25 protein-coding genes and 1 tRNA gene are annotated in these 20,218 nt (G+C 58.2%); 13 read left to right on the top strand and 13 right to left on the bottom strand.

The window, feature by feature from the left end:
- Positions 1-45: 45 nt before the first annotated feature.
- A complete protein-coding gene (locus tag ACEXP3_RS04055; protein ID WP_377296135.1) occupies positions 46-675 on the bottom strand; it encodes a hypothetical protein in 630 nt (209 codons plus the stop codon).
- A 157-nt stretch (positions 676-832) separates the two neighbouring features.
- Entirely contained in the window at positions 833-1,273 is a 441-nt protein-coding gene (gloA, locus tag ACEXP3_RS04050) for a lactoylglutathione lyase (RefSeq protein WP_377296134.1), read from the bottom strand.
- Between the two features lie 211 nt (positions 1,274-1,484).
- Between gloA and ACEXP3_RS04045 the strand changes: the two genes are divergently transcribed.
- The 8 genes from ACEXP3_RS04045 (at position 1,485) to ACEXP3_RS04010 (ending at position 7,013) form a co-directional block, all read left to right on the top strand.
- Entirely contained in the window at positions 1,485-2,063 is a 579-nt protein-coding gene (locus ACEXP3_RS04045; RefSeq protein ID WP_210104730.1) for a cold-shock protein, read from the top strand.
- Entirely contained in the window at positions 2,063-2,536 is a 474-nt protein-coding gene (locus ACEXP3_RS04040) for a DUF192 domain-containing protein (RefSeq protein ID WP_377296133.1), read from the top strand. The genes ACEXP3_RS04045 and ACEXP3_RS04040 overlap by 1 nt, the downstream gene beginning before the upstream one ends.
- An 84-nt stretch (positions 2,537-2,620) precedes the next feature.
- Positions 2,621-2,697, top strand: a tRNA-Pro gene (locus ACEXP3_RS04035).
- 329 nt (positions 2,698-3,026) lie between these two features.
- Positions 3,027-3,746: a hypothetical protein gene (locus ACEXP3_RS04030; protein WP_377296132.1), complete on the top strand. Its 720-nt coding sequence runs from the start codon at positions 3,027-3,029 to the stop codon at positions 3,744-3,746.
- Between the two features lies 1 nt (position 3,747).
- Positions 3,748-4,230, top strand: a complete 483-nt coding sequence (locus tag ACEXP3_RS04025) for a Panacea domain-containing protein (protein WP_377296131.1) — start codon at positions 3,748-3,750, stop codon at positions 4,228-4,230.
- Positions 4,231-4,440: 210 nt separating this feature from the next.
- The gene (locus tag ACEXP3_RS04020) at positions 4,441-4,893 is read left to right on the top strand and encodes a very short patch repair endonuclease (protein ID WP_377296130.1); all 453 of its coding nucleotides are present in this window, start codon (positions 4,441-4,443) and stop codon (positions 4,891-4,893) included.
- A 93-nt stretch (positions 4,894-4,986) separates the two neighbouring features.
- Entirely contained in the window at positions 4,987-6,150 is a 1,164-nt protein-coding gene (locus ACEXP3_RS04015; RefSeq protein WP_377296129.1) for a DNA cytosine methyltransferase, read from the top strand.
- The gene (locus ACEXP3_RS04010; protein ID WP_377296128.1) at positions 6,147-7,013 is read left to right on the top strand and encodes a hypothetical protein; all 867 of its coding nucleotides are present in this window, start codon (positions 6,147-6,149) and stop codon (positions 7,011-7,013) included. The genes ACEXP3_RS04015 and ACEXP3_RS04010 overlap by 4 nt, the downstream gene beginning before the upstream one ends.
- 21 nt (positions 7,014-7,034) lie before the next feature.
- Here ACEXP3_RS04010 and ACEXP3_RS04005 read toward each other — a convergent pair whose 3' ends face one another.
- Positions 7,035-7,817: a GIY-YIG nuclease family protein gene (locus tag ACEXP3_RS04005; protein WP_377296126.1), complete on the bottom strand. Its 783-nt coding sequence runs from the start codon at positions 7,815-7,817 to the stop codon at positions 7,035-7,037.
- A 398-nt stretch (positions 7,818-8,215) separates the two neighbouring features.
- On the opposite strand from ACEXP3_RS04005, the gene ACEXP3_RS04000 reads away from it, so the two are divergent.
- The 3 genes from ACEXP3_RS04000 (at position 8,216) to ACEXP3_RS03990 (ending at position 13,096) form a co-directional block, all read left to right on the top strand.
- Positions 8,216-10,552: a Z1 domain-containing protein gene (locus tag ACEXP3_RS04000; protein ID WP_377296125.1), complete on the top strand. Its 2,337-nt coding sequence runs from the start codon at positions 8,216-8,218 to the stop codon at positions 10,550-10,552.
- Between the two features lie 73 nt (positions 10,553-10,625).
- A complete protein-coding gene (locus ACEXP3_RS03995) occupies positions 10,626-12,425 on the top strand; it encodes a hypothetical protein (RefSeq protein WP_377296124.1) in 1,800 nt (599 codons plus the stop codon).
- Positions 12,426-12,775: 350 nt separating this feature from the next.
- Complete coding sequence (locus tag ACEXP3_RS03990) at positions 12,776-13,096, top strand: hypothetical protein (RefSeq protein WP_377296123.1); 321 nt, start codon at positions 12,776-12,778, stop codon at positions 13,094-13,096.
- A gap of 148 nt (positions 13,097-13,244) precedes the next feature.
- Here the strand turns inward: ACEXP3_RS03990 and ACEXP3_RS03985 are convergent, their stop codons facing one another.
- The gene (locus ACEXP3_RS03985) at positions 13,245-13,862 is read right to left on the bottom strand and encodes a hypothetical protein (RefSeq protein ID WP_377296122.1); all 618 of its coding nucleotides are present in this window, start codon (positions 13,860-13,862) and stop codon (positions 13,245-13,247) included.
- Positions 13,863-14,131: 269 nt separating this feature from the next.
- Between ACEXP3_RS03985 and ACEXP3_RS03980 the strand changes: the two genes are divergently transcribed.
- Positions 14,132-14,386, top strand: a complete 255-nt coding sequence (locus ACEXP3_RS03980) for a DUF3768 domain-containing protein (protein WP_377296121.1) — start codon at positions 14,132-14,134, stop codon at positions 14,384-14,386.
- On the opposite strand, the gene ACEXP3_RS03975 is transcribed toward ACEXP3_RS03980, so the two are convergent.
- The 9 genes from ACEXP3_RS03975 to ACEXP3_RS03935 form a co-directional block, all read right to left on the bottom strand.
- Entirely contained in the window at positions 14,380-14,715 is a 336-nt protein-coding gene (locus ACEXP3_RS03975) for a hypothetical protein (protein WP_377296120.1), read from the bottom strand. The two genes, ACEXP3_RS03980 and ACEXP3_RS03975, sit on opposite strands and share 7 nt — an antisense overlap.
- A gap of 45 nt (positions 14,716-14,760) precedes the next feature.
- Positions 14,761-14,886: a hypothetical protein gene (locus tag ACEXP3_RS03970; RefSeq protein WP_377296119.1), complete on the bottom strand. Its 126-nt coding sequence runs from the start codon at positions 14,884-14,886 to the stop codon at positions 14,761-14,763.
- 104 nt (positions 14,887-14,990) lie between these two features.
- Positions 14,991-15,416 carry a hypothetical protein gene (locus tag ACEXP3_RS03965; protein WP_377296118.1) on the bottom strand — a complete coding sequence of 142 codons (426 nt, stop codon included), beginning with the start codon at positions 15,414-15,416 and terminating at the stop codon, positions 14,991-14,993.
- Between the two features lie 94 nt (positions 15,417-15,510).
- Entirely contained in the window at positions 15,511-15,915 is a 405-nt protein-coding gene (locus tag ACEXP3_RS03960; protein ID WP_377296117.1) for a hypothetical protein, read from the bottom strand.
- Positions 15,916-16,017: 102 nt separating this feature from the next.
- Positions 16,018-16,521 carry a hypothetical protein gene (locus tag ACEXP3_RS03955; RefSeq protein WP_377296116.1) on the bottom strand — a complete coding sequence of 168 codons (504 nt, stop codon included), beginning with the start codon at positions 16,519-16,521 and terminating at the stop codon, positions 16,018-16,020.
- A gap of 88 nt (positions 16,522-16,609) precedes the next feature.
- Positions 16,610-16,885: a helix-turn-helix domain-containing protein gene (locus ACEXP3_RS03950; protein WP_377296115.1), complete on the bottom strand. Its 276-nt coding sequence runs from the start codon at positions 16,883-16,885 to the stop codon at positions 16,610-16,612.
- The gene (locus tag ACEXP3_RS03945; RefSeq protein ID WP_377296114.1) at positions 16,885-17,472 is read right to left on the bottom strand and encodes a hypothetical protein; all 588 of its coding nucleotides are present in this window, start codon (positions 17,470-17,472) and stop codon (positions 16,885-16,887) included. The genes ACEXP3_RS03950 and ACEXP3_RS03945 overlap by 1 nt, the downstream gene beginning before the upstream one ends.
- 106 nt (positions 17,473-17,578) lie before the next feature.
- Positions 17,579-18,181: a hypothetical protein gene (locus ACEXP3_RS03940; protein WP_377296113.1), complete on the bottom strand. Its 603-nt coding sequence runs from the start codon at positions 18,179-18,181 to the stop codon at positions 17,579-17,581.
- Positions 18,182-19,214: 1,033 nt separating this feature from the next.
- Positions 19,215-19,547, bottom strand: coding sequence for a hypothetical protein (locus ACEXP3_RS03935; RefSeq protein WP_377296112.1), 333 nt, complete (start codon positions 19,545-19,547; stop codon positions 19,215-19,217).
- A gap of 452 nt (positions 19,548-19,999) precedes the next feature.
- Between ACEXP3_RS03935 and ACEXP3_RS03930 the strand changes: the two genes are divergently transcribed.
- A partial coding sequence (locus tag ACEXP3_RS03930; RefSeq protein ID WP_377296111.1) for a hypothetical protein occupies positions 20,000-20,218 on the top strand: 219 nt, incomplete at its 3' end.

Below are 20,218 nucleotides of genomic sequence, written 5' to 3'. Positions count from 1 at the left end.
AGCTCCTGCGCAGAATGGACCTGAAGCAAATAATCCGCGTCGACGCTACCAAAGGCCGTCTTTGGCGGTCGTGCCAGTGGACTTCGCCATCGGTTCTGCTGCGGGAGAATGGGCAGACGATACGGCGGCCGGTGCCGGGACGGTTTCGGCTATGCTGCGGGCGGCAAACACGCTTCCCGCCATGGGATTGATTCTGCCGAGCGGCGCATAGGCGGCAACGCCATTGGCGGCATTGGCCGATTCGGCGCGCGCGTTTGCCAGCGCAAAGATGCTGTTGCTCCCGGCCTGCACGGCGGTAGGCTCGTTGATGACGGCGCTCAGCGACTGCTGTTCCGGCGCAAGCTGGGCCATCTGGGTCGCGGGCTCGGCGGGTGCGGCCGGCGCTGCGTCAGGCGTCGCGGGTGGACGATAGGCCCGGCTCCTCGGTCGGCTGTCCGGCGAAGCGGCAACGGCGACCATCGGGTCCACATAGGCTCCGGCTGCGGGTGTCTGGGCTTTCGCCGATTCGGCCTGCGCCATCGCCTCGGCGGCGGTTTTGGGCTGCTGGCTTGCAACTGCGGGCTTGGCTTTTCCCGTCAGGCCGACGCAACCGGTGAGCGACAGGGCCGTTGCCCCCATCAGCACGGCAATCGCGATCGGGCGCAGCGCAGGCGAGCAAGATGTCAGGTGCAGCATTCACACATTCCAGCTTCTGGTGTTCGTCTTTGAACATCAGAATGGCGCACGAAGCCTGCGTCAGGCTTTTGTTGCTGGATGGCTGCAAGGGGCTCGGATCAGGAGAGAGGCGCAGGCGCAGCGTAAAAGGCGCTGCGCCTGCGTGTTCACAAAGCTTTTACCAGCTGCCGGTGTTGGGCATCGAGGCCCAGGGTTCGGCCGGCGGAAGGGCAGGACCCTTCTGCAGCAGTTCGATGGAAATGCCGTCGGGGGAGCGGATGAACGCCATGTTGCCGTCGCGCGGCGGACGATTGATGACGACGCCCAGATCCATCACGCGCTGGCAGGTCTCATAGATATTGTCGACTTCATAGGCGAGGTGGCCGAAATTGCGCCCGCCGGTGTAATCTTCCGTATCCCAGTTATAGGTGAGTTCCAGCAGCGGAGCCTTGTTCGTATTGCCGCTTTCGACATCTTCGTTGGCGGCAAGGAAGATGAGGGTGAAGCGGCCCTTGTCATTTTCGATGCGGCGGACTTCGGTGAGGCCGAAGATGCGGGTGTAGAAATCGAGCGAGGCATCGAGGTCCTTGATGCGGACCATGGTGTGCAGATAGCGCATGGGGGAAAGTCCTCCTGATCATTGGCCGGCGATGGTTTGCGGCGACCGCCGGGATATGAAGCACAGGTCAGCCTCAGACAAGGAGTCTTGCCTACAAAGAAATGGAAACATGCGGACAGGGTCTTGCGCTGGACGAACGGCGCAATGTTAACATATCCTCTCAGAATCAGTTAACCGTGCGACCGTGACGCGTAACCCAGGGGCTGACAGAATGGCGGACAGAATGTCATCGAAGGGCGTTGCGATTTTTGAGGAGCTGGCCGGCGATCCGGTCGAGCTTATCGAAATCACCGGCGTCGTGAAATGGTTCGACGTGGCAAAGGGATTCGGCTTCATCGTGCCCGACAACGGCATGCAGGATGTGCTTCTGCATGTGACGTGCCTGCGCCGCGACGGCTACCAGACGATTCTGGAGGGTACCCGCATCGTGGCGCTGATCCAGCGGCGTGATCGCGGCTATCAGGCGTTCCGCATCCTCTCCATGGACCAGTCGACGGCGGTTCACCCGTCGCAGATGCCGCCGGTGCGCACCCATGTGCAGGTGACGGCAACCAGCGGGCTGGAGCGGGCTCTGGTCAAGTGGTTCAACCGTACCAAGGGGTTCGGTTTCCTGACGCGCGGCGAGGGCACCGAAGATATCTTCATTCATATGGAAACGCTTCGGCGCTACGGCCTGACGGAACTGCGCCCCGGACAGGTGGTGCTGGTGCGCTTCGGGCCGGGTGACAAGGGGCTGATGGCCGCCGAAATCCATCCGGACGGCCCGGTCGTGTCCTCAAGGGCCCATTGATGCGTACAGTTTTGACCACTTTTGCTGCGAGCGCCATGATGGCGCTTTTGGCATTTTCAGCGGTTGCCTCGGCGCAGCTCAGGTTCGACAAGGAGCCGCTGACCATCGTCACCACATCCGGCGCGCGCCATGAGTTCTCTGTTGAACTCGCGCTCGATCCCGGCCAGCGGGAGCAGGGGCTGATGTATCGCAAGCAGATGGCGGCCAATGAGGGCATGCTGTTTGATTTCTTCGAGGCGCGCGCCATCCAGATGTGGATGCGCAACACGCTGATCCCGCTCGACATGGTGTTCATCGACGCCAAAGGCACGATCACCCATATCCACGAACGGGCCGAGCCGCTGTCGGAAACCATCATATCGTCGCAGGGGCCGGTCAATTATGTGCTGGAACTGAACGGCGGTGCGGCGGCTCAGCTTGGAATCCACAAGGGCGACAAGGTGTTGAGCAAACAGATCGGCAATCGGCCGTAACCGTCTGTACCTTATCCTCATCTTCCTCGGATTTAGCTGTTGCGGCCTGCGGGCGAACCGTGTATCCCGCTTTTCATCGTTGAACGGAGTGTAGCGCAGCCTGGTAGCGCATCTGGTTTGGGACCAGAGGGTCGGGAGTTCGAATCTCTCCACTCCGACCAACGCCTTCCCTTAAGGGGCAAGGCTTGCAAGAAAATCCTAAAATTTCCCAAGACAATTACCGCCAACGGCACCGCCAACGATACGATCACCGCCAACGCGGGATCGGTGGCGGTTGAAATCCCGCATATTGATTTCCAACGCCGCACCTCGATTAGCTCGACAGACCTCTAGTAGCAGATAACGACTCGTGGCAATCTCGCGGCGAGCGAAGGAGAACTCGGTGCGTCGTGGGGCTTTCGAACAGGCTGGAAGATGGTTAGACAATTACAAGACTACCATCGCACTTCTTGTGTCAGGAGTTGGACTCTCTGTCATAAAAGATCTTTGCTTGGTTGTGCTGGATGAAAATCAAAGTCCTTGGGCGCGTGCTGGCAGTGCAATTGCTGCCATCGGAACTGTGGCTTGCGCGTGGTACGGCGGTGTCTCACAAGCGAAACTGGCCAGTCGGAACCGCGAGCTCGAGCAGCAGCTCGATGATGCCAATGAGCTCGTTCAGAACTTCGGCAGCGACTACTTCGCAATTTGGGACAATCGGCTAAAAGTCCTGGCGGAGGTCCTGAACCTTGATGCCCGGGACCGCGTCAGCGTCTATCGCCACACAGGAAATTCGTTCACCATGGTTGGACGATTTGCAGTGTTGCCGGAGTTGGACCGCCCCGGGCGTGGTGTCTACCCTGTTGACCAAGGGGTAATTGGTACGGCTTGGTCACGCGGTGACGGTAAGTGTGTGGTGCAGGATCTGCCGGATCCTCTTCAAGATCTCGACGGATACTGTGCTCGGAGCCGGGATGAGTGGAAGTTGCCTGTAGGGGTGGTAAAAAAACTTGGAATGAAGGCGCGTTCTATCGCTGCCTTTGCCCTCAACGGACACGCTGATAGCGTCCGGGACGCGATTGTGGTGTTCGAAAGCAGTGATGCCAATCGATTCTCTGTTGAACTCCTAGAGCACCATATCTACGGAGCGACTGGGAAAGATATCGCACACTTGCTCAAGGTAATGGGTGAACGGGAGCCGTCTCTTGATTTCGCCGCTACGCGAGGATTCTGACATGGCAACAACACGTGATGCTGTCGCATACCTCATAGCGAACTACCCTCATAAGGATGAACTGTCGAAGGCGCGTGTCACCAAGATGGTTTACCTCGCGGACTGGAAAGCCGCCTTGGATAACGGTAGCCAACTGACACCGATCAAATGGCGGTTTCATCATTTCGGACCCTACGTTGATGATGTTCACCAGATGGCTCTTGATGATCCTGCCTTCAAAGTGCGGTCTGAGACCAACATGTACGGCAAACGGAAAGAGCGGATCGAATTGGTTGACCCGAGAGGGACAGACGTCACATTGAGTGAGTGGGAAAAGCGTATCCTTGATCACGTAATCAGCAATACGAAGGCCCTGAACTGGGATGGCTTCATAAAGCTGGTTTATTCCACGTATCCCATACTTTCTGGTGAGCGCGGTGCGGAATTGAATTTGATGGCGTCGGCACATGCCTATCGTGAGCTCAACGCTACGCTGCAGGAATAGCTATATCCAAATCAATTCGCAGATTCCCCTCGGGCTGCGCAGGCGGAGCCGGAAACAAGGACCTCTATGTCGCTTTTCGGGCCGGCTACGGTTCCGGTGTGAAGAGAACCCTAGGGGAGTATCTGATTATCGACCTGATCTTGCTGGTGATGCGCGCGACGCTGGCGGGCATGGGGATTCGCATTTTCAAGGCGTTCACCGGAAGCTAAGATGACTGAGACGGACCAACACCGGAGCTGGACGATGTCTCGCGTGAAGTCGAAGGACACAACCCCGGAGATGATCGTTCGGCGCCTGCTGCACGCCATGGGCTACCGATATCGGCTGCACAGCAAGATGATGCCGGGCAAGCCCGATCTCGTCTTCGCCGGCCGCAAGAAGGTGATCTTCATCCACGGCTGCTTCTGGCATGGCCACAATTGCAAGCGCGGTGCGCGGATCCCTTCGACCCGGCAGGACTACTGGCTAGCCAAGGTTGGCAGGAACCGGGAGCGCGATGCCCGGAACGTGTCCAGCCTCGAACAAGCCGGGTGGAGCGTTCTGACAGTGTGGGAATGTGAACTGAAGGACCGAGTCGCGCTTGCGGCCCGGCTGGCCCAGTTTATTGGGGGTCCATCAAGTTTCGGGTTGCCCCCTCCGGCCTCGTCCGGCAGGAGTGCATGAATAAAGCTCTGGAAAGAGAACAAAACATAAACTAATAGAGTTTATTAACAGGATGCCTGTTGATATCCTGTGGAAAAGAATCGGGAGCGTACAATGCCCAAGCCATCATTCTACGAGTTCTTTGCAGGCGCCGGAATGGCGCGCGCTGGCCTCGGCAAGGGCTGGAAGTGCGCATTCGCAAACGACTTCGACAAGAAGAAGGGGCTGACCTACCAGCTCAACTGGGGTCTCGGCGGAGAACTGCTGGTCGACGACATCCGTCGCGTGAAGATCGAGAAGCTGCCAGGCATCGCGGATCTCGTCTGGGGTTCTTTCCCTTGCCAGGATCTGTCGCTTGCTGGCGGCGGCGCGGGCCTCAAGGGCGAACGATCGGGCACCTTCTATCCGTTCTGGGATATCATCGCCGATCTCAAGAAGGACAACCGCGCCCCGCGCGTGATCGCCCTTGAAAACGTGAACGGCGCCCTCACGTCCCATGGTGGCAAGGACTTCGCCGCGATCTGTCAGACGTTCACGGATCACGGATATCGGTACGGCGCGCTGGTCATCGATGCCGCCGTCTTCGTTCCCCAGTCCCGTCCGCGGCTGTTCGTGGTTGGAGTTCGCGACGACATCGAGATCGATTCTGCGCTGGTGGCTCCGGGGCCGACGATGCCGTTCCATACGCGTGGGCTGCGCAACGCTGTCGAGCGCGTTCCTGCGTCCGCGATGAAGAATTGGGTATGGTGGAACCTGTCGATGCCTGCGATGCGCACATCGACGTTCGCCGACATCATCGAGGAGAATCCGGTCTCGGTGGAATGGCACACGCAGGAAGAGACCTCGAAGCTGCTCGATTCCATGTCGCCCATCAACCGAGCCAAGGTCGAGGCCGCAAAGCGCGCGGGTCGTCGTATGGTCGGCGGGATCTACAAGCGCACCCGTCAGGATGCCGAGGGCCGTGGCGTGCGCGCCGAAGTCCGGTTCGATGATGTCGCCGGATGCCTGCGCACGCCTGCAGGTGGCTCGTCGCGTCAGACCATAATCGTCGTCGACGGCAACATCGTGCGCAGCCGTCTGATCTCGTCCCGGGAGACAGCGCGTCTGATGGGCCTGCCGGAAACCTACAAGCTGCCCAAGGGTTACAACGAAGCCTACCATCTCATGGGTGACGGCGTTGCCGTTCCCGTGGTGCGCTTCCTTGCCCATCATTTGCTGGAGCCCCTTGCGGGTGTAGTCTCGTCGGACGAATCAACCGATGAGATACATGTGGCATGACGGCAGAGTCGCCGATCCCCTGCATTGCAAACGCCGACCTGAGGAAACAGATCGAGAAGTTCGCGGAAGTCCTGAAGACTGAAGCGCACAAGCTCGGCGACCACGGCCTGGACGAGAAGGAGTTCTATAATTCCGGCCTCTTCCGCGGCGCCGTCGAGCGCGTTCGCGGCCAGTATTCCGCGACGATGTCAGAAAAGCGGGAGTTCGTGCGGCACGTCCTGAACTACATGCAGGATCAGAACGCCATCAAAGAATGGCAGTCGGCCGGCGAAGCCAATCGCCACGACTACGTCGTCGAGCTGCTGGACGGCAGGAAGGCAGCCATCGAACTGAAAGGCTGTCTCGACGGCAACAACACCAACATCTTCGAACGGCCACCGCACGTCCAGGAATTCATCATCTGGTCGGTCTGTTCGAATCCCGGGGCATCGCCGCCACACAATGCCTGGTCAGGGATCCACACCCGCTTGTCGGCCGAGATCATCTCTCGCAGCCAGCGCGTCGATGGCCTGATCATCTGGGACTGGGCTTGCGGAACCATCGGTCGGCCGTGTCCGAAGGTTGCTGCAGGCGGAGCGCCTGTTACGACGATTGGACCATATGAGCTGCCGCCACCCTGCATCTACCTTTTCCCCGGGACAATCCCCGCGCCAAGAAACAATCCGGCACCACCGCCACAGACGCTGCAACAGGTTGGGATCCTCAAGGCCTTCCATGAATGTTTCGGCGGTAACGACCACCACCTTCATCAGGTTGGCTTTACGGTCGAATATCAGGGCGTAGAGACCGTCCGTACGACGACCATCACTCGTGATGGAAATGTGGTGAAGCAGTCTCAGCCGTCGCCGATCAAGAGAACCTAGAGGTACAGGTTTCGGCGAACCTTATTCACTGTCCGCCGCGTCGTCTTCGTCTTCAGAGCCGACCTCGACCCCTGCCTCACCACCGAGAGCTATAAAGCGCTGCTCGGCAAGCCAGCGCATCCGGGTTGCCTGCGCCAGCAGGACGCGCCTGAGTCCCAAACCTTTAAGTTCCCGTTCCGAAATGACTTGGGCGAGCTTGGAGACGGTCAGAGCGCGTCGCGCCAGTCTGCTGTCCGGATGACCGCGCAGCTCCCGGATCTGATCGTTGAGGATAGTACCCCTGAATGACGGCGGCTCGTCGATCTCCACGGTCGGAGCTGGAGGATCCTTTTCATTGAGGATCACGCCGAAACGGCTCTGCTTGCGTAGTCTGCTGAAGATCAAGTGCTCCAAAGCGTCCAGATGCGCCTTGGCCGTCTTGAAGTCGGGATGCTTCGATCCAACGCCCTCGAACTCGGGTAGCGGCCAGACTTCGATATCGGCCACCTCGAAAGGATCTAGTACGGACATAGCAACGGCATCGGTCCTCTGGTTCGTCAGATGACGGCCCACGCGTCCAGATAGCTTTTCCTTTGTCTGACCTACATAGATCGGCTCACCGTCGTAGTCATAAAAGGCGTAAACGCCCCATTTGAAGCTGCCCACAGCACGCTTGGCGCCAGTGTCGCTTTCGTGGAACGTCTCACGGAAGAACCGCTGCAGACCTCGGCGAAGTTCCTCAGTCTCAAGCGGTGGCTTCCGCGTTGCTGCTGCGGCTACCTCGCTTGATCGCACTGACGGTTTGTCGTCGGTGTGATTGGCCATAATCGTCTTCCCCTACAATCAGCAGAATCAACATCACAGCTTACCTACCATCCTCCTGTAGATCATGCGATCGATGCACGGATAGTATGAATCCCATTTGCCTAACCGATAGCATGGGAGCTTTTCACTTCCGGCAGGCATGGTGTTCCAAACATGTTCCGTGGGTGAGCGGGTGCGTCATCTGAATCTCGGTTACGAGATTGGTCTGTGTCGGATTTATCCGTTAATCCCTGAGCAGTCCCGCTGGCGGCGCCCATGCTGATACGGATTGTTTCATCACCAACGCGAGTGAAGAAAATCAACGTCACAGAAGTCAAAGGCGGACGTTAACATCACAATTGTTGACGAGAGTTTGTGAGTAATATACACAGAAACCACATCAATCCTGGGAGGCAAGTATGGACGGTGACCTGGTAGGCATCAATGAGATTGCGACAATGGCAGGAGTGACGACTCAAGCTGTGGCCAATTGGCGGGTGCGTTCATCCGACTTCCCTCAGCCCCTGCAGGAGTTGGCCTCCGGTCCAGTATTCCGTCGGGCGCAGGTTCGGGCCTGGCTGAAGCGCAACAACCGGAGGCTTGGTTCCCTCGAAACTTCTTCTTCGTACTATCCGCGCCTCAAGAGCTTCCGAAATGACGATGATGCGCTCTCAAGCTGCATCGAGAAGATAGTCGACCAACTTGAGACGGAATCCACCACTGGGGATAGGCCGGGCATGCTTCTTGGCAAAATCCAATCAGGAAAAACGCGAGGTTTTGTAGGAATTATTGCCAAGGCTTTCGATCGTGGATTCGATGTAGCCATAGTGTTGACTAAGGGAACCAAAACTCTTTCAGCTCAGACAGTTCGCCGTCTCGAAGCGGACTTCAAGGAATTCATTGATGATGACGAGTTCCTCGTACTCGACATTATGAATCTCCCAGGAACGCCTCGTCGTAGCGAATTGCGCCGAAAAGTCGTGATCGTAGCGAAAAAGCAGGCGCGCAACCTCGAGCGGCTCATTAATTTCATCAATGACCATGAGGAGCTGCAAGGTCGCAAGGTGCTGTTGGTCGATGATGAAGCCGATCTCGCCAGCGTCCGGTTCGTACGTAAAAAGGGCGATCCGAACATCAACCAAGGTACGATCGCCGACCAAATCGATCAGCTCCGCGGTATGACGGAGGGCATCGCCTTCTTGCAGGTCACAGCAACGCCATACTCGCTCTACCTTCAGCCGGAGGGCTATGAGGATGACGCTAATGGTTCGAATTACATTTTCAAACCCAAGCGCCCCGTCTTTACTGAGCTGCTGCCTATTCATTCCGGCTATGTGGGTGGGGACGACTACTTCGGTTCGTTCGAAATGGATGATCCGCGCTCAAAATTAGTCGTTGAGGTCGGCGAGCCCGAGCAGGATGCGCTTCGGCGCGCGGACAGGCGCCGCATCAGTTCGGACAATGTCCTCGAAAGCGATAACGTCGCCGGCTTGCGACGAGCCATTATCACCTTTGTGGTTGCAGTGGGCGTTCGGCGATGGCAGCAGCGCGAGGCAGGAGACCGCACGAAGAAGTACGCGATGGTAATCCACAACGACATCCAGCGGTCCGCACATGCTTGGCAGGATCAGGTGATCGACTGGATCTTCAGTGCCATCGTGAATGCTGCCGAAAATGATCCAGATGCGTTGCGTCCGTTGTTTAACGATGCCTTCGACGATCTGGAAGCATCAGTCCTCGCGGATCAAGGGCGCATGCCTCCCCGTGACGACACTTTCGATGCCTTCATCGATGCTCTGCAGAGCGACGATGTGGTGGTCGAGAAGGTGAACTCTGACACGGATGTCATGGCTCTGCTCGATGCTAATGCGGAGCTCAAGCTACGCACGCCCTATAATATCTGGGTCGGTGGCAACATCCTCGATCGCGGCATTACCATTCCGAACTTGATCTCTTTTTACTATGGTCGCAACCCCAAGACGATGCAGGCGGACACTGTCCTCCAGCATTCGCGAATGTATGGCAATCGCGACCGGCGCGATCTCGCCGTCACGCGGTTTTACACCTCCCGTGCGGTTTACGATCGGCTCTACACGATCAATGCTCTCGAGGAGTCGCTGCGGACCGCCTTTAAGAATGGTGCCCACGATGCTGGTGTCGTGTTTATCCAATCTGACGCTGCTCGTCGCATTCGTCCTTGCGCGCCTAACAAGATCTTGCTCAGCGATGTGGTCGCCGTCTCACCTAATGACATGCTCCTTCCGAGCGACTTCCAAACCAAAGGGGGCACGGCGATGACGAAAATTCAGGCGGAGCTGGATCGCCTGATTAAGCCTGAGTGGCGCAACATCGACGACTTCGTTTCAGTGGACCGCACGACTGCGTTGGCTATTGTCGATGCAATTCAGCAGAGCATGGAATTCGACACAGTTGAGTTCGAATGGAAAGCCATGCGCGGCCTTATCGACTACTACTCGGATATGGCGCAGGGAGGCGACGGCAAAATCCTCATTTGGGCCGAGACGGGCAGAAGGCTGTCACGCTCAGGATCGGGCGACAAGTCAGGTCGGTCGATTCTCGGTACCGCGCTTCGCAAGAAAGTTCTTGATGAACCGCGTTCGAAATCTGCCCTGGTTTTGCTTCAGCAAGAAGGCGGCCGGGATCTTGGATGGACAGCACACAAGTTCTGGTGGCCGTTGTTCGCGGCGCCCACTGACGCGGAGCCCTGTGTCTTTGCGACCAAGGTTGCAGTCTAATCTCCGCGGCATAGCACGCACGATGAACTGAGTTTCCGCTCCCGCGAGCCGAGAAAGCGACACGGAGTTGCCCTTGCCAATCGACTACCTTCAGCAATTCCCGATCAATGAAGCCCTGCTTCCACCGCGCCTACGTTCGCTGCTAGAACCAGTAGGATTGGATCCGGCGCGCCGCGTTGACGTGAGCGAACTATACGAGCACGACCCGTACGGTCCGGCACGAGAATGCGTTCATATGGTCATGGCTGTAATGCCCGAAGCCGAGATGGATACCATGGGGCAATCGCGGGCTGCAGGCGATGGTGTGGTGTCCTTCTCGACACCGCACGTCGAGGGACAGGGCGGCCTCGAAAAGTACGTTCCGTCGATAGATGGCTTCGACTACATCGTCGCTTCTTGGGGATCGGGTTCGTTCTACACCTACATGCTAGCCGAAAAGGTATGGATGACCCTCGGACTGTCAATGCGCGTTATTGGCCAAGACGAGCAACGCGTGGTGTTCGACGACCTCGGCGCTCCCGAATTCGGAGTCGCTGAGGGTGAAATCTCAGGAAGCTATCACTACATCGCATCCCGGAACATTCGCTGGCGGATGGCCAACGAGTATCTCCGACAGTATCTCTGGGCGCGTGGCGCATGGGGTGTCCGGGTCTTCTACTATCAGACCCTCTTTCCAGATCTTCCTGAGATCCGGAAGCTCATGAATGGCAGGGCGCACGAGTCGATTGGTGGACAAGACTCCTGGTTCGAACTCGACATCCGCGAGGACGATGGCGGATTACTGGTTCAAATCTGGGCAAAGGTGTTCGCCGTCTCCCCAGACCGTTGTTCCTCCGTCAGCGCAAATGGGCTGCGGTGGCCTGGTATCGACGGTGAAATGACCAAGCGTCGCGCCGAAGGAATTGTCGAAAGGCATACTATCTATCTGGATGACCGGTTTCTTGAGAAATATGAACAGAGCGGGTTCTATAGCACCTGTCCAATCGACTACCACGGACTCTGGCTGTGCAGCCCCTCTTACGGAGGACAATGGGGCTTCAGCGACTGTGTGCGGGTGGGACGCAACCTAATCAAAGTGCCCATTCGGGAGCTCTACAAGCCCAAGCCGGATCGCGAGATTGTCCATGCTTTCCAGTATGCCGTCTCTCCGGAGCAGGTTGCGCAGTTCGACCTCGCTGAAGAGCATATCGTCGCCAAGGTCGACAGGCTTGTTCGCGAGCTTCTGACCCTCGGGGACAACCTTTCGGGCCTTGGTGAAGCTGTCGGAATACCGAAGGATCCCGAGCAAATAATGAAGCTTTCCAGAAAGGAGATCAGAGCCAACGGCTGGACCAAGTTCCCAGAACTACAGCGTCTGGCTCAGGTCGCGCCATTATCTATGACAGAGCAGGCGTTTCTGGCGCGCTGTAAGAGCCTCCACGAACTCTACCAGCGGATCCCGGATGGGTTCATTCGCGGGATGGTCGAGCGAGCGGGCCATGCGCGCAAAGACGTGGCGAATTTTGGAAGCCTGAAACTGCTACAGGCGCTGACGAACATCGTTGAACGGTTGAATAGGGATGACGAACAGCTCGATGCGTTTGGCTCCGGCGCGGATCCAGCAGATCTCTCGGTCCGCAACGAGAAGATAGCGGCCCTGTTCATCAACAACGACCTGCGCATCGCCGATGCCCATAACGCGGGCGGGATTCTGCAAGCTCTCACCGCCTTGGGCTTCGACATCGCTGGGGTAACCAGCGGATACGGACATGCCCTCGATCTCGTATTCGACCAGGTGATCGCGTCCTTCGAACACTTCAATAAAGAACTCGGGTCGCTGCTTTCCCGGAAGGCCCTGACGGAGCCACGGATGGCTGGAAGCACGCAAGTGTAGATTATTGATCGGCCCAAGGTGTCCGTAATCGCCGCGCTGATACCCAGCCTGCGGTGCACATCATGTGGCGACAAAGATAACAACACCTTGGTCACAGGAAAGATGAAGCGCTAGACCTTGCAGCCCGATCGCCGACTCCAAATCATTCTCATCAGGCAGGAGGATCGCCCGTGCGAAAAGACGTTCTGCTGGGAGCATGCCGGAAACTGGATCTGCTTGGTGTGCAAACCTTCTACATCGTCGCGATTATTAACGGAACTATCCGTTAATAATATTGCGGACCTCTTGTTGACGCCGATTCCTGGATGCGATCGATTAGATCTCGAATTGTTGACAAGGAGTTTCGCGTTATGGGTATGACGATCTTCGATTCCAAGGACCCGGCAGGCCGTGCCGTCCTCGAACTGGGCCTCATCACGGCTTCCATCGCCTCCACCATGTCCGAAGCCGCTGCCGCTGGTCGACAGGCCGTCGAACGCAGCAAGCAGCGTCGTGCCGCCTACAGGTATGCCTGCGAGCTGAACGAGGCCCGCGGACGTGCCGATGAACTCGGACGCGTGGCCATCCGGGCGGTTCGCCACGTCGCCAGCCTCGAAGCTGAGGTTCGCCGTCTCCATGTCGCTCTTGACCAGCGTCAGGCTCACATCGACCGTATGCGCAACGCAGGTTGATCTCATGGATTTGTCCGATAAGTCGATGGCCGAGCGGTGGGGCCAAGTCATCAACGAAATTCCGGAACTGTGGGATGCGTTGAGGATCTTCGAAATGCAAAATCGCTCGGTTAAGGGCGATTTCAAAGTTTGCGGCGATGCAGGGGTATCAATGCAGCGTGGCGGAGGGGGGCGTGAACTTCGGATTCGTGTTGGGCGCTCCTGAAGACAGGAAAAGCTCGGCATGGCGGTCTGCGAAGAACTCACGATGGTATTCGCGCTTCTCGTCTTCCGACATCTCGTCCACAATTGGCGCGGCTCCGGGGATCTTCAGGATCTTTGGAGCCGTTTCCACGTCGGCAGGCCGCAGCTTTGCCCGGTTCACCAGAAGCTTCCGAGCCTTTACACTGCGCCTGCAGGCAGTTTCACCGGATTCGCCTAGCATTACCAGATCGGCATCGGACAGGCGCATCAGCCAGTCCTGCTGTTCCATCGAAAGCGGTGCCAGGTTTACAGTCTTCCGAGACTCCTCCGAGGCCGTGCAATATGCGTGGACGACCTGCGCCGGGGTCATGTCGGCGGCGATCTCGTCCATGGCTTCCTGCTCACGGCGGGCATCCTGTTCTGCATCGGTGACCTCGGTCGTTTGGATATTCTCGTGGCCATCGGTGCGGGGCGGTTGGGTGATCCCGAATGAGATGCCAAGCATATGCAGGAAAGCGCCGATCGAATGCAGGATCGTCCCGATCCAAGAAAGTGGGTTCCACCACTGAAACTTCGTGAACATGTTGTCCTCCCATTTGTTCTGCAAGGATGATGTGCAGCGGCAGCGCAACCGACAAAGAACGAGTCGGGAGTTGCCCCGGCTTTTCCGCGTAGAAGGATCCGCCCTTCGTCCACCCTCAGATGGTACTTTCGCTAGCGACTGCGCCTCACCGTGGCTCATCCGCGAGTTATGAAACGATACGGACATCTATAGCCTTAGACAACCGCACGACGCAGATCCGCGATCTCAATGACGAGCTGCGCCTGAGTGGCCCCGCCCTGAATGGTCGAATGGTCGCTATGAGTCAGCTCGGGCAGGAAGACAAAGAGAAGATCATTCGCGGCTACCGGGCCGCAGCAGCCTTCGACGACTGGCCGGAAGGCTACGATCCCTACCGGGAACACAACTTCGGCAAGTTCGAGGTCGACAACTACATCTTCAAGATCGACTACTGCAGCCTAGACGAGATACACGGCTCCGAGCATACGGAGGATCAGAACACCATGATCAGGGTGATGACGATGATGAGCGCCGCAGACTACTGAAAGCGTTCCCGCAGATATTCCGCGATCTTGGGCGTGGGAGTTCCCGCCATCTTAGGATGCCAGAGGTGATGGGGTATCTCCGCCGCTTTCCGGCTCGCCTCTACCTGAAATCTCGCGATGACATGCTCGTTCTTGTCCAGCATGACCGCTGTATGTGGCACCTTCGACCGCTTCCTCCGAGCCGCCGCCTCGTCTTGAAAACGAGCGGTCAAAGCCTCGCAGGCCTGTTGCTTCAGCTCGGCCAGATCGTCTCCGATCAGTGGGACGTCCTTTTCAGCCGTGTCACCGAACTCAAGGCGATAGAACCGCAGCATATAGATCTCGGGCATGATCTTCCTCCGTTTGTCAGGAGATAAGATTGGCGGCGGAATCTTTCAAAGGGCGACTGCTTCAACTTGTTCGACACCGTGCCCGAGCGCCGAGAAATCGTTCGGCTTGATCAGCCTCCTGACCTCAGGCGGGTAACCAAGAAATCGTTCGTTGGCATCGGCGTTAAGCATATCCCGCAGTTCCTGACAGCCGCGCGCAAGCTCAGTCAGTGCTAGTGGGTGGATGTAGACCGCCGTTTCGGAACGGCCAGTTCGTGGATCTACAGGGTTAGGCATTATGCGGGAGCGTATGCCCGACGCGGTGTCGCCCGGGCTTCGAGAGCTTCCTCCCGCTGCAGCGCGTGCAGCGCGCGACGGCCGTGACGGTCTATGTATTCGTGGGCTCGGCTCGTCAAAGCGCACCAGTCCAGGAATCGATGCTTGTCTTCGGTCGTTTCCGGCCTGCCGACGACGCGCGGTGGCATCGGCAGCCGTTCCCCGGAAGCCCGATCGACGAAGCCAGCGGCGACCGCTTGCGTGTCGACAATGTGATCCGGCAGCAGGCCGTCTTCGTCGAGCAGCTCGCGCAGCTCAAGGACTCGATTCGATGTCGAGACCCAGACAACGGCAACCAGGCCGTTGGCTTCGCGCTCGAGGTGCAGGTGCGTGACCCTCGTCGCCTTGGCTTCGGCGACCTCGGCGGCTATTTGTGCAGTGTCCATTTCAGTTCTCCCTCTTTTGTTGACACCGGAAGTATCCGGCGGAGAGATGCCGCTCTATGAGCTCTGCAGCGTCGGCAGAGGTCAGGGTGAGGCATCATGCGGCCGCGAGAATGTCCTGGGCCCAGGCTTCGGTCACCTCGACGAACCGCGCCCAGCCGTGGTCGACGGTGTCAGCGCTGCCGACCAGCTCCTCATAGTCCGGCGCGAAGAGAACGCTTTCGAGGGCGCGCACATGCATGACGAGAGGATTCTTGAGGTCCTCGAGGTCGGGCTCACTGTACGACAGACCCCGGAAGATCCAGGCTCGGCCGATGCCGGCGAGTTCCGTCTGTACCACCCGCTCGAATGCCCAGAGCACGGCACGCTCGATGTCCGACAGCGTGTCGTATGACTGGCCGAACGGCATATGAACGCGTAGCGTGGGGCGATGGACACCGACGGCGCAGGTCGCCAGGATGTCCTCGTCTTCGGTCAGATAAACATTTTTGATCATGTCCATGGTTGTTCTCCCTCGTTTCATGGATTTGGTGAGTTTGTCCGATGTACGGATGTCACTCGCTATCGCCTCCGGACGTGGCGCCGGAGGCGATAAAATGAGGCATCAGGCGGCGCGGCCGCGCAGCTCGTCGTCGAGGTTCAGATCGCCGTACTCCGCTAGATTCTTGACGTGCGCGTCATGCCATGAGACCGCCGAGACATGGTGCACGGCGGTCGGCTCTGAGCCGCAGTCGAGCAGCTCGGCATATTCGTCGGCTTCGGCGCGTGAACCGTAGCCGTAGACGGCCTCTCCGCCTGCCGGCGCGATCTTCCACCAGCCGCTGTCGGCATCCTCGTCGACGGCCTCGAGGGCATCTGTAGCGTTGTCAAAAGCGTTGACAACCTTGAGAAAAAGCTCTTCTTCCGTCGGCGCACAGAAGACAGTCGTCGTCCATTTTTTACCGCCGGACCGCGCGGCGCGCGTGAAGATCACCATCCAGCCGTCATCGTCGGACCGGACTTCGAACTCGGCGCTGTCGTATGTCAGCAGTGCCGAGGCGGCCTCGGCGAGCGTCAGGCCAACGTCGAGAATGCGGCCGTCGAGGCGTGTGAGTGCGTATTTTGTCATGTCTTGTCTCCTTTTTTGGATGTTGGTAGTCCGGGTGATCGATGCCGATCTATGACCCTGCGCTGTCGGAAGGGGTCAGGGCTGGGCATCAGGCGGCATTGTCAAAAATGTTGCCATTTGGTTCCCCGACCGAATTTCGGCGAGGAATGACTTCGAGGCCGAGTCCACGAATTTTGTCCGTGAGTTCGGCGATGACGGCATTCCGGAGTCGGCTGAGAGCCTGGTCCGACGGCGCCCGAGGATGCGCCGGGTTGAGCCAAGTGCGCAGCGTCGACGGCGTGTAGCCGAGAAGCCTGGCGAGGTCGTCGAGGTCATGCCCCGACGACAGCTTGCGGAATGCGGCTTTGCGGTCGGCGGCGGTCATCATGCGGCCTCCGCGCGGCGGCTAAGCTCTCCGACAGAACGGTCGTATTCCCAGCCAGTGCCGACGAGTGCGTCAACAATATCGGCCAGCGGATCGTTGTGCTCGCGGGCCTCGTCGTAGACATTGTTGACGGCAGAGCGGACCGTGACCTCGGACTCGGAAGACTTGGCGATGTCCTCGAGCGCGAGAAGCTTGTCGACGTATTTCATGGATTGGTCGACGAAGACGGCATATCCGAGCCGCACGGTGTCCTCGTGCGCAACCAGGTCAGCATACAAGTCGCCGCTGAAGTCGTTGACGGAACATTCCAGGACCTCGACGGTCCATTCGAACTCGTCCTCCTCGCCGGGGTAGTGCATCGGCCCTGTCGACCGAAGGAATTCGAAGAAGCGGCTGTCGGGCATCAGCTCGTCAACGAAGGTTGCGAAGGCGGCGATCGCGGCACGGTCAGTTTCGGAGACTCCGCTGAAGTCGTGCAGTGCAGTAACGCTGAGTTCTACGCGGTCGAGGACAGCGGGGTCGATCGGCTCATCGCCGACGGATCCTAGGATCTGCGCGTTGCGCGCAATGTAAACAGTTTTGCTCATTTGATTTCTCCCTGTTTTGGTGATGAGCGTGACCGGACGAAAGTCCGGGGGCGATGCCGCCCGGTATCCTCTCCGCCGGCGAAGACGGAGGGGATAAGGTGGGGCATCAGGCTGCTGCGGGCAGCGGGGCGAAGTCCTCGGCGTCGAAGTCCTCGACCTCGAGGACTTCTGGCCCGCGATTCCAATGACCGCGGTAGCGTGTCAGGTTGATGCGGCCGGCGAGGATGCCCTTGCGGTCGTGTGCTGTGTCGCCGCAGACATCGAGCAGCTCGGCGACGAAGGCGGCGGGGTCGGGACGCTCGGCGTGACCGTCGTCATACATCGATCCCTGACCGTCCTCCGACACCCACGAAGCGCACCAGAGTGCGTCGAGCGGAGCATAGTCGCCAAGGAAGCGGTCACGAAGAGCCTGAGCTTCGCGAGGCGCTGCCGTCTTGCGATCGTCGCAGCGGTAGTCGCATGGAATGCTGACGGAATATCCGTTGTCTTCGAGCCATTCAGTCATCTCAGTGCGGATATCGGCAGCACCCTCGACGTCGAAGGCGAAGAGGTTGCTGTCGGCGCCGTCGCAGAGCGCGACGCGGGCCGCGACGACTCCGGCGCTCGGAAAGGATCCAATTTCGAAAGCGATCCATTCGCAGATGTCCGGATTGCTGACGCTGACGAGTGCGAGGCCGCCGTCGAGGTTTTCAAACTTATATGCGCTCATTTCATTTCTCCCTGATGAGCGTGTCCTCCGGTTCTCCCGGAGGGGGCGGCTAGCCCCCAAGCTCCACCGATGTTGCGTGGAACCAGGGGGACAGTCGCCTGTCCCTGTTCTTGAGCTTCCTGCGCGTATTCACCGCATCCTGCGGGTCGTGTTCGGGAAGCTGCCTATTCGATTTTCAAAGAGCTCAGTGCCGAGGCGCTGCATTCGCTTTTGCCCGTGTCTCCGGGGCCAGGGTTGGCCTTGGCTTGGTTGTCGCCGCCGTCGGTAGCTGCAGCCATCTGGCTATTGAGAGTGTCTCTCCGCGGTTCCGATGAGATGATGCTGTCATCTGTTTGAGTGACGAACAAGTCCAAAATCAATGAAAAACGCTGTTTTGCAAATTGCGAATTAGAAACTCCAAGAAACATAAAGCATTTATAAAAAATTTTTTCACCCGGAGGCCACTGAAGAGCCGAGCATGACTGCTGGTGAATGGCCGATGTCGCCGGCGGCGTGTCATCCGATCTGGTGACGTGTCGAAATCCATGCTCACAAAATATGCTGACAATTCCATGCTTTATCGCGTGAAATCAGCTCGTTTTCGGATGTCGGGATTTCCACCGGCGAAAGCGGAGTTTGCTAAACTGGAGTCACCGGCGAAGAGCGGATGAATGACGGATAAATCCGTTTAATTATTAACACTACTTTTGATCGCTAGGAAAAAATATTGTGATTAATTAACAATGAGGCGAAAATAGAATTATATATTCGAAGGGGCACGAAGAATGCGCCCGGACATACAGCCGTCCACCCACACCAGCATATGCACACAGACAGGCCGACGCAGCCGCCGACGATCCTGCAAGAGAGCGCAGGCCTGCATCCCAGCGCGCACCGATTTTAATTAAATGTGCGCGCGTGCGCCCGGGCATGATGTCGTCGTCGACATGAATGGTGACGGAAAGTCACTAATGACGAAGCCGGAGACGATGCCCCGGCTTGTCGGATTCATGGAGATGTTCGTGAAGGGGCAAGCGGCCTTCGTATAGGCTTCCTAGGCACGATTGAAGGCTTCGGCACGCTGCTGCCAGAGACCGGAGGCCTGCTTGAACTCCGGGAGCTCTTCGATCTTTTCCGCCTGTTCGAGGATGTCCCAGACGACTTCACCCTTGTCGTCGTCCCTGAACCTCTTGCCGGGGCAATAGAGATCGCCGTTCGGGGCGACAGTGGTCGCGACCGCCACCGATTGCGCCGGATCCCGGTAGACCGCATCCCGTTCGCTGTAGAAGAACGCCTTCACTGGCACGGTCACAGCCGCGAAGAACTGGTGGTCGTCGTACTCGATCTTGTAGTCGAAAATCCCGTCGATCTTGCCTTCGGCTTCCACACAGGAGACGTGCGGCGCAGGTGTTAAGGGCGCGTTCGGATTTTGCAGCCCCCCTCCCGGTCAAAATTTCCAAGACCCCCTCCCGGCATTTTTTCGGCAGCACCCCCGGGGTGTTTTCGGAGGATGGGAACGCGGCTTCTCGGAGGTCCTGTTCAAGTTTGTAGATTTTGAGAAAGAGATTCACGTAGACATCCATGATTTTCGGAAGTTTGGATCCGGAGCCTACTTCGGCTGCGAGGGCAAGGCAGCCCTCTCGAATGGATGTGGCGGTCTCCGCCATGTCTTGAATCGTGGCCATGTATCAATCTCCTCCCGTTGAATTGGCTACAGAATGATTTGTTGCGGATCCGGCCGGCGCAACGGATATCGGTATCGTTGACAACAAGCCGGGCGCGAATAATCTTTAACCGGACTCGGGGGAGATGATGGGGAGCAAGTCGCAGGTCAGGTCGATGCAGCGTGGCGCGCAGAAGCGTGATCGGGTGCCCATGTCGACGGAATCGGACTACGGCAAGCTGCCACCCAAGATCCGGGATGAGGATCGCGCCCATCTTGGTCTGACGGAGGCCGCCGCCGAGAAGATGGCGACCACGCTGACGGAGAAGATCCGAGGATACGCCCGGGCGGGTTTCCGCAAGCCTGCTGATGTCTCCAGGCTCCTGAACAAGGAA

Source organism: Neorhizobium fuzhouense (genome assembly GCF_042611105.1).
Taxonomy (GTDB): Bacteria; Pseudomonadota; Alphaproteobacteria; order Rhizobiales; family Rhizobiaceae; genus Neorhizobium; species Neorhizobium galegae_A.
This window is presented reverse-complemented; position numbering and strand designations above follow the sequence as displayed.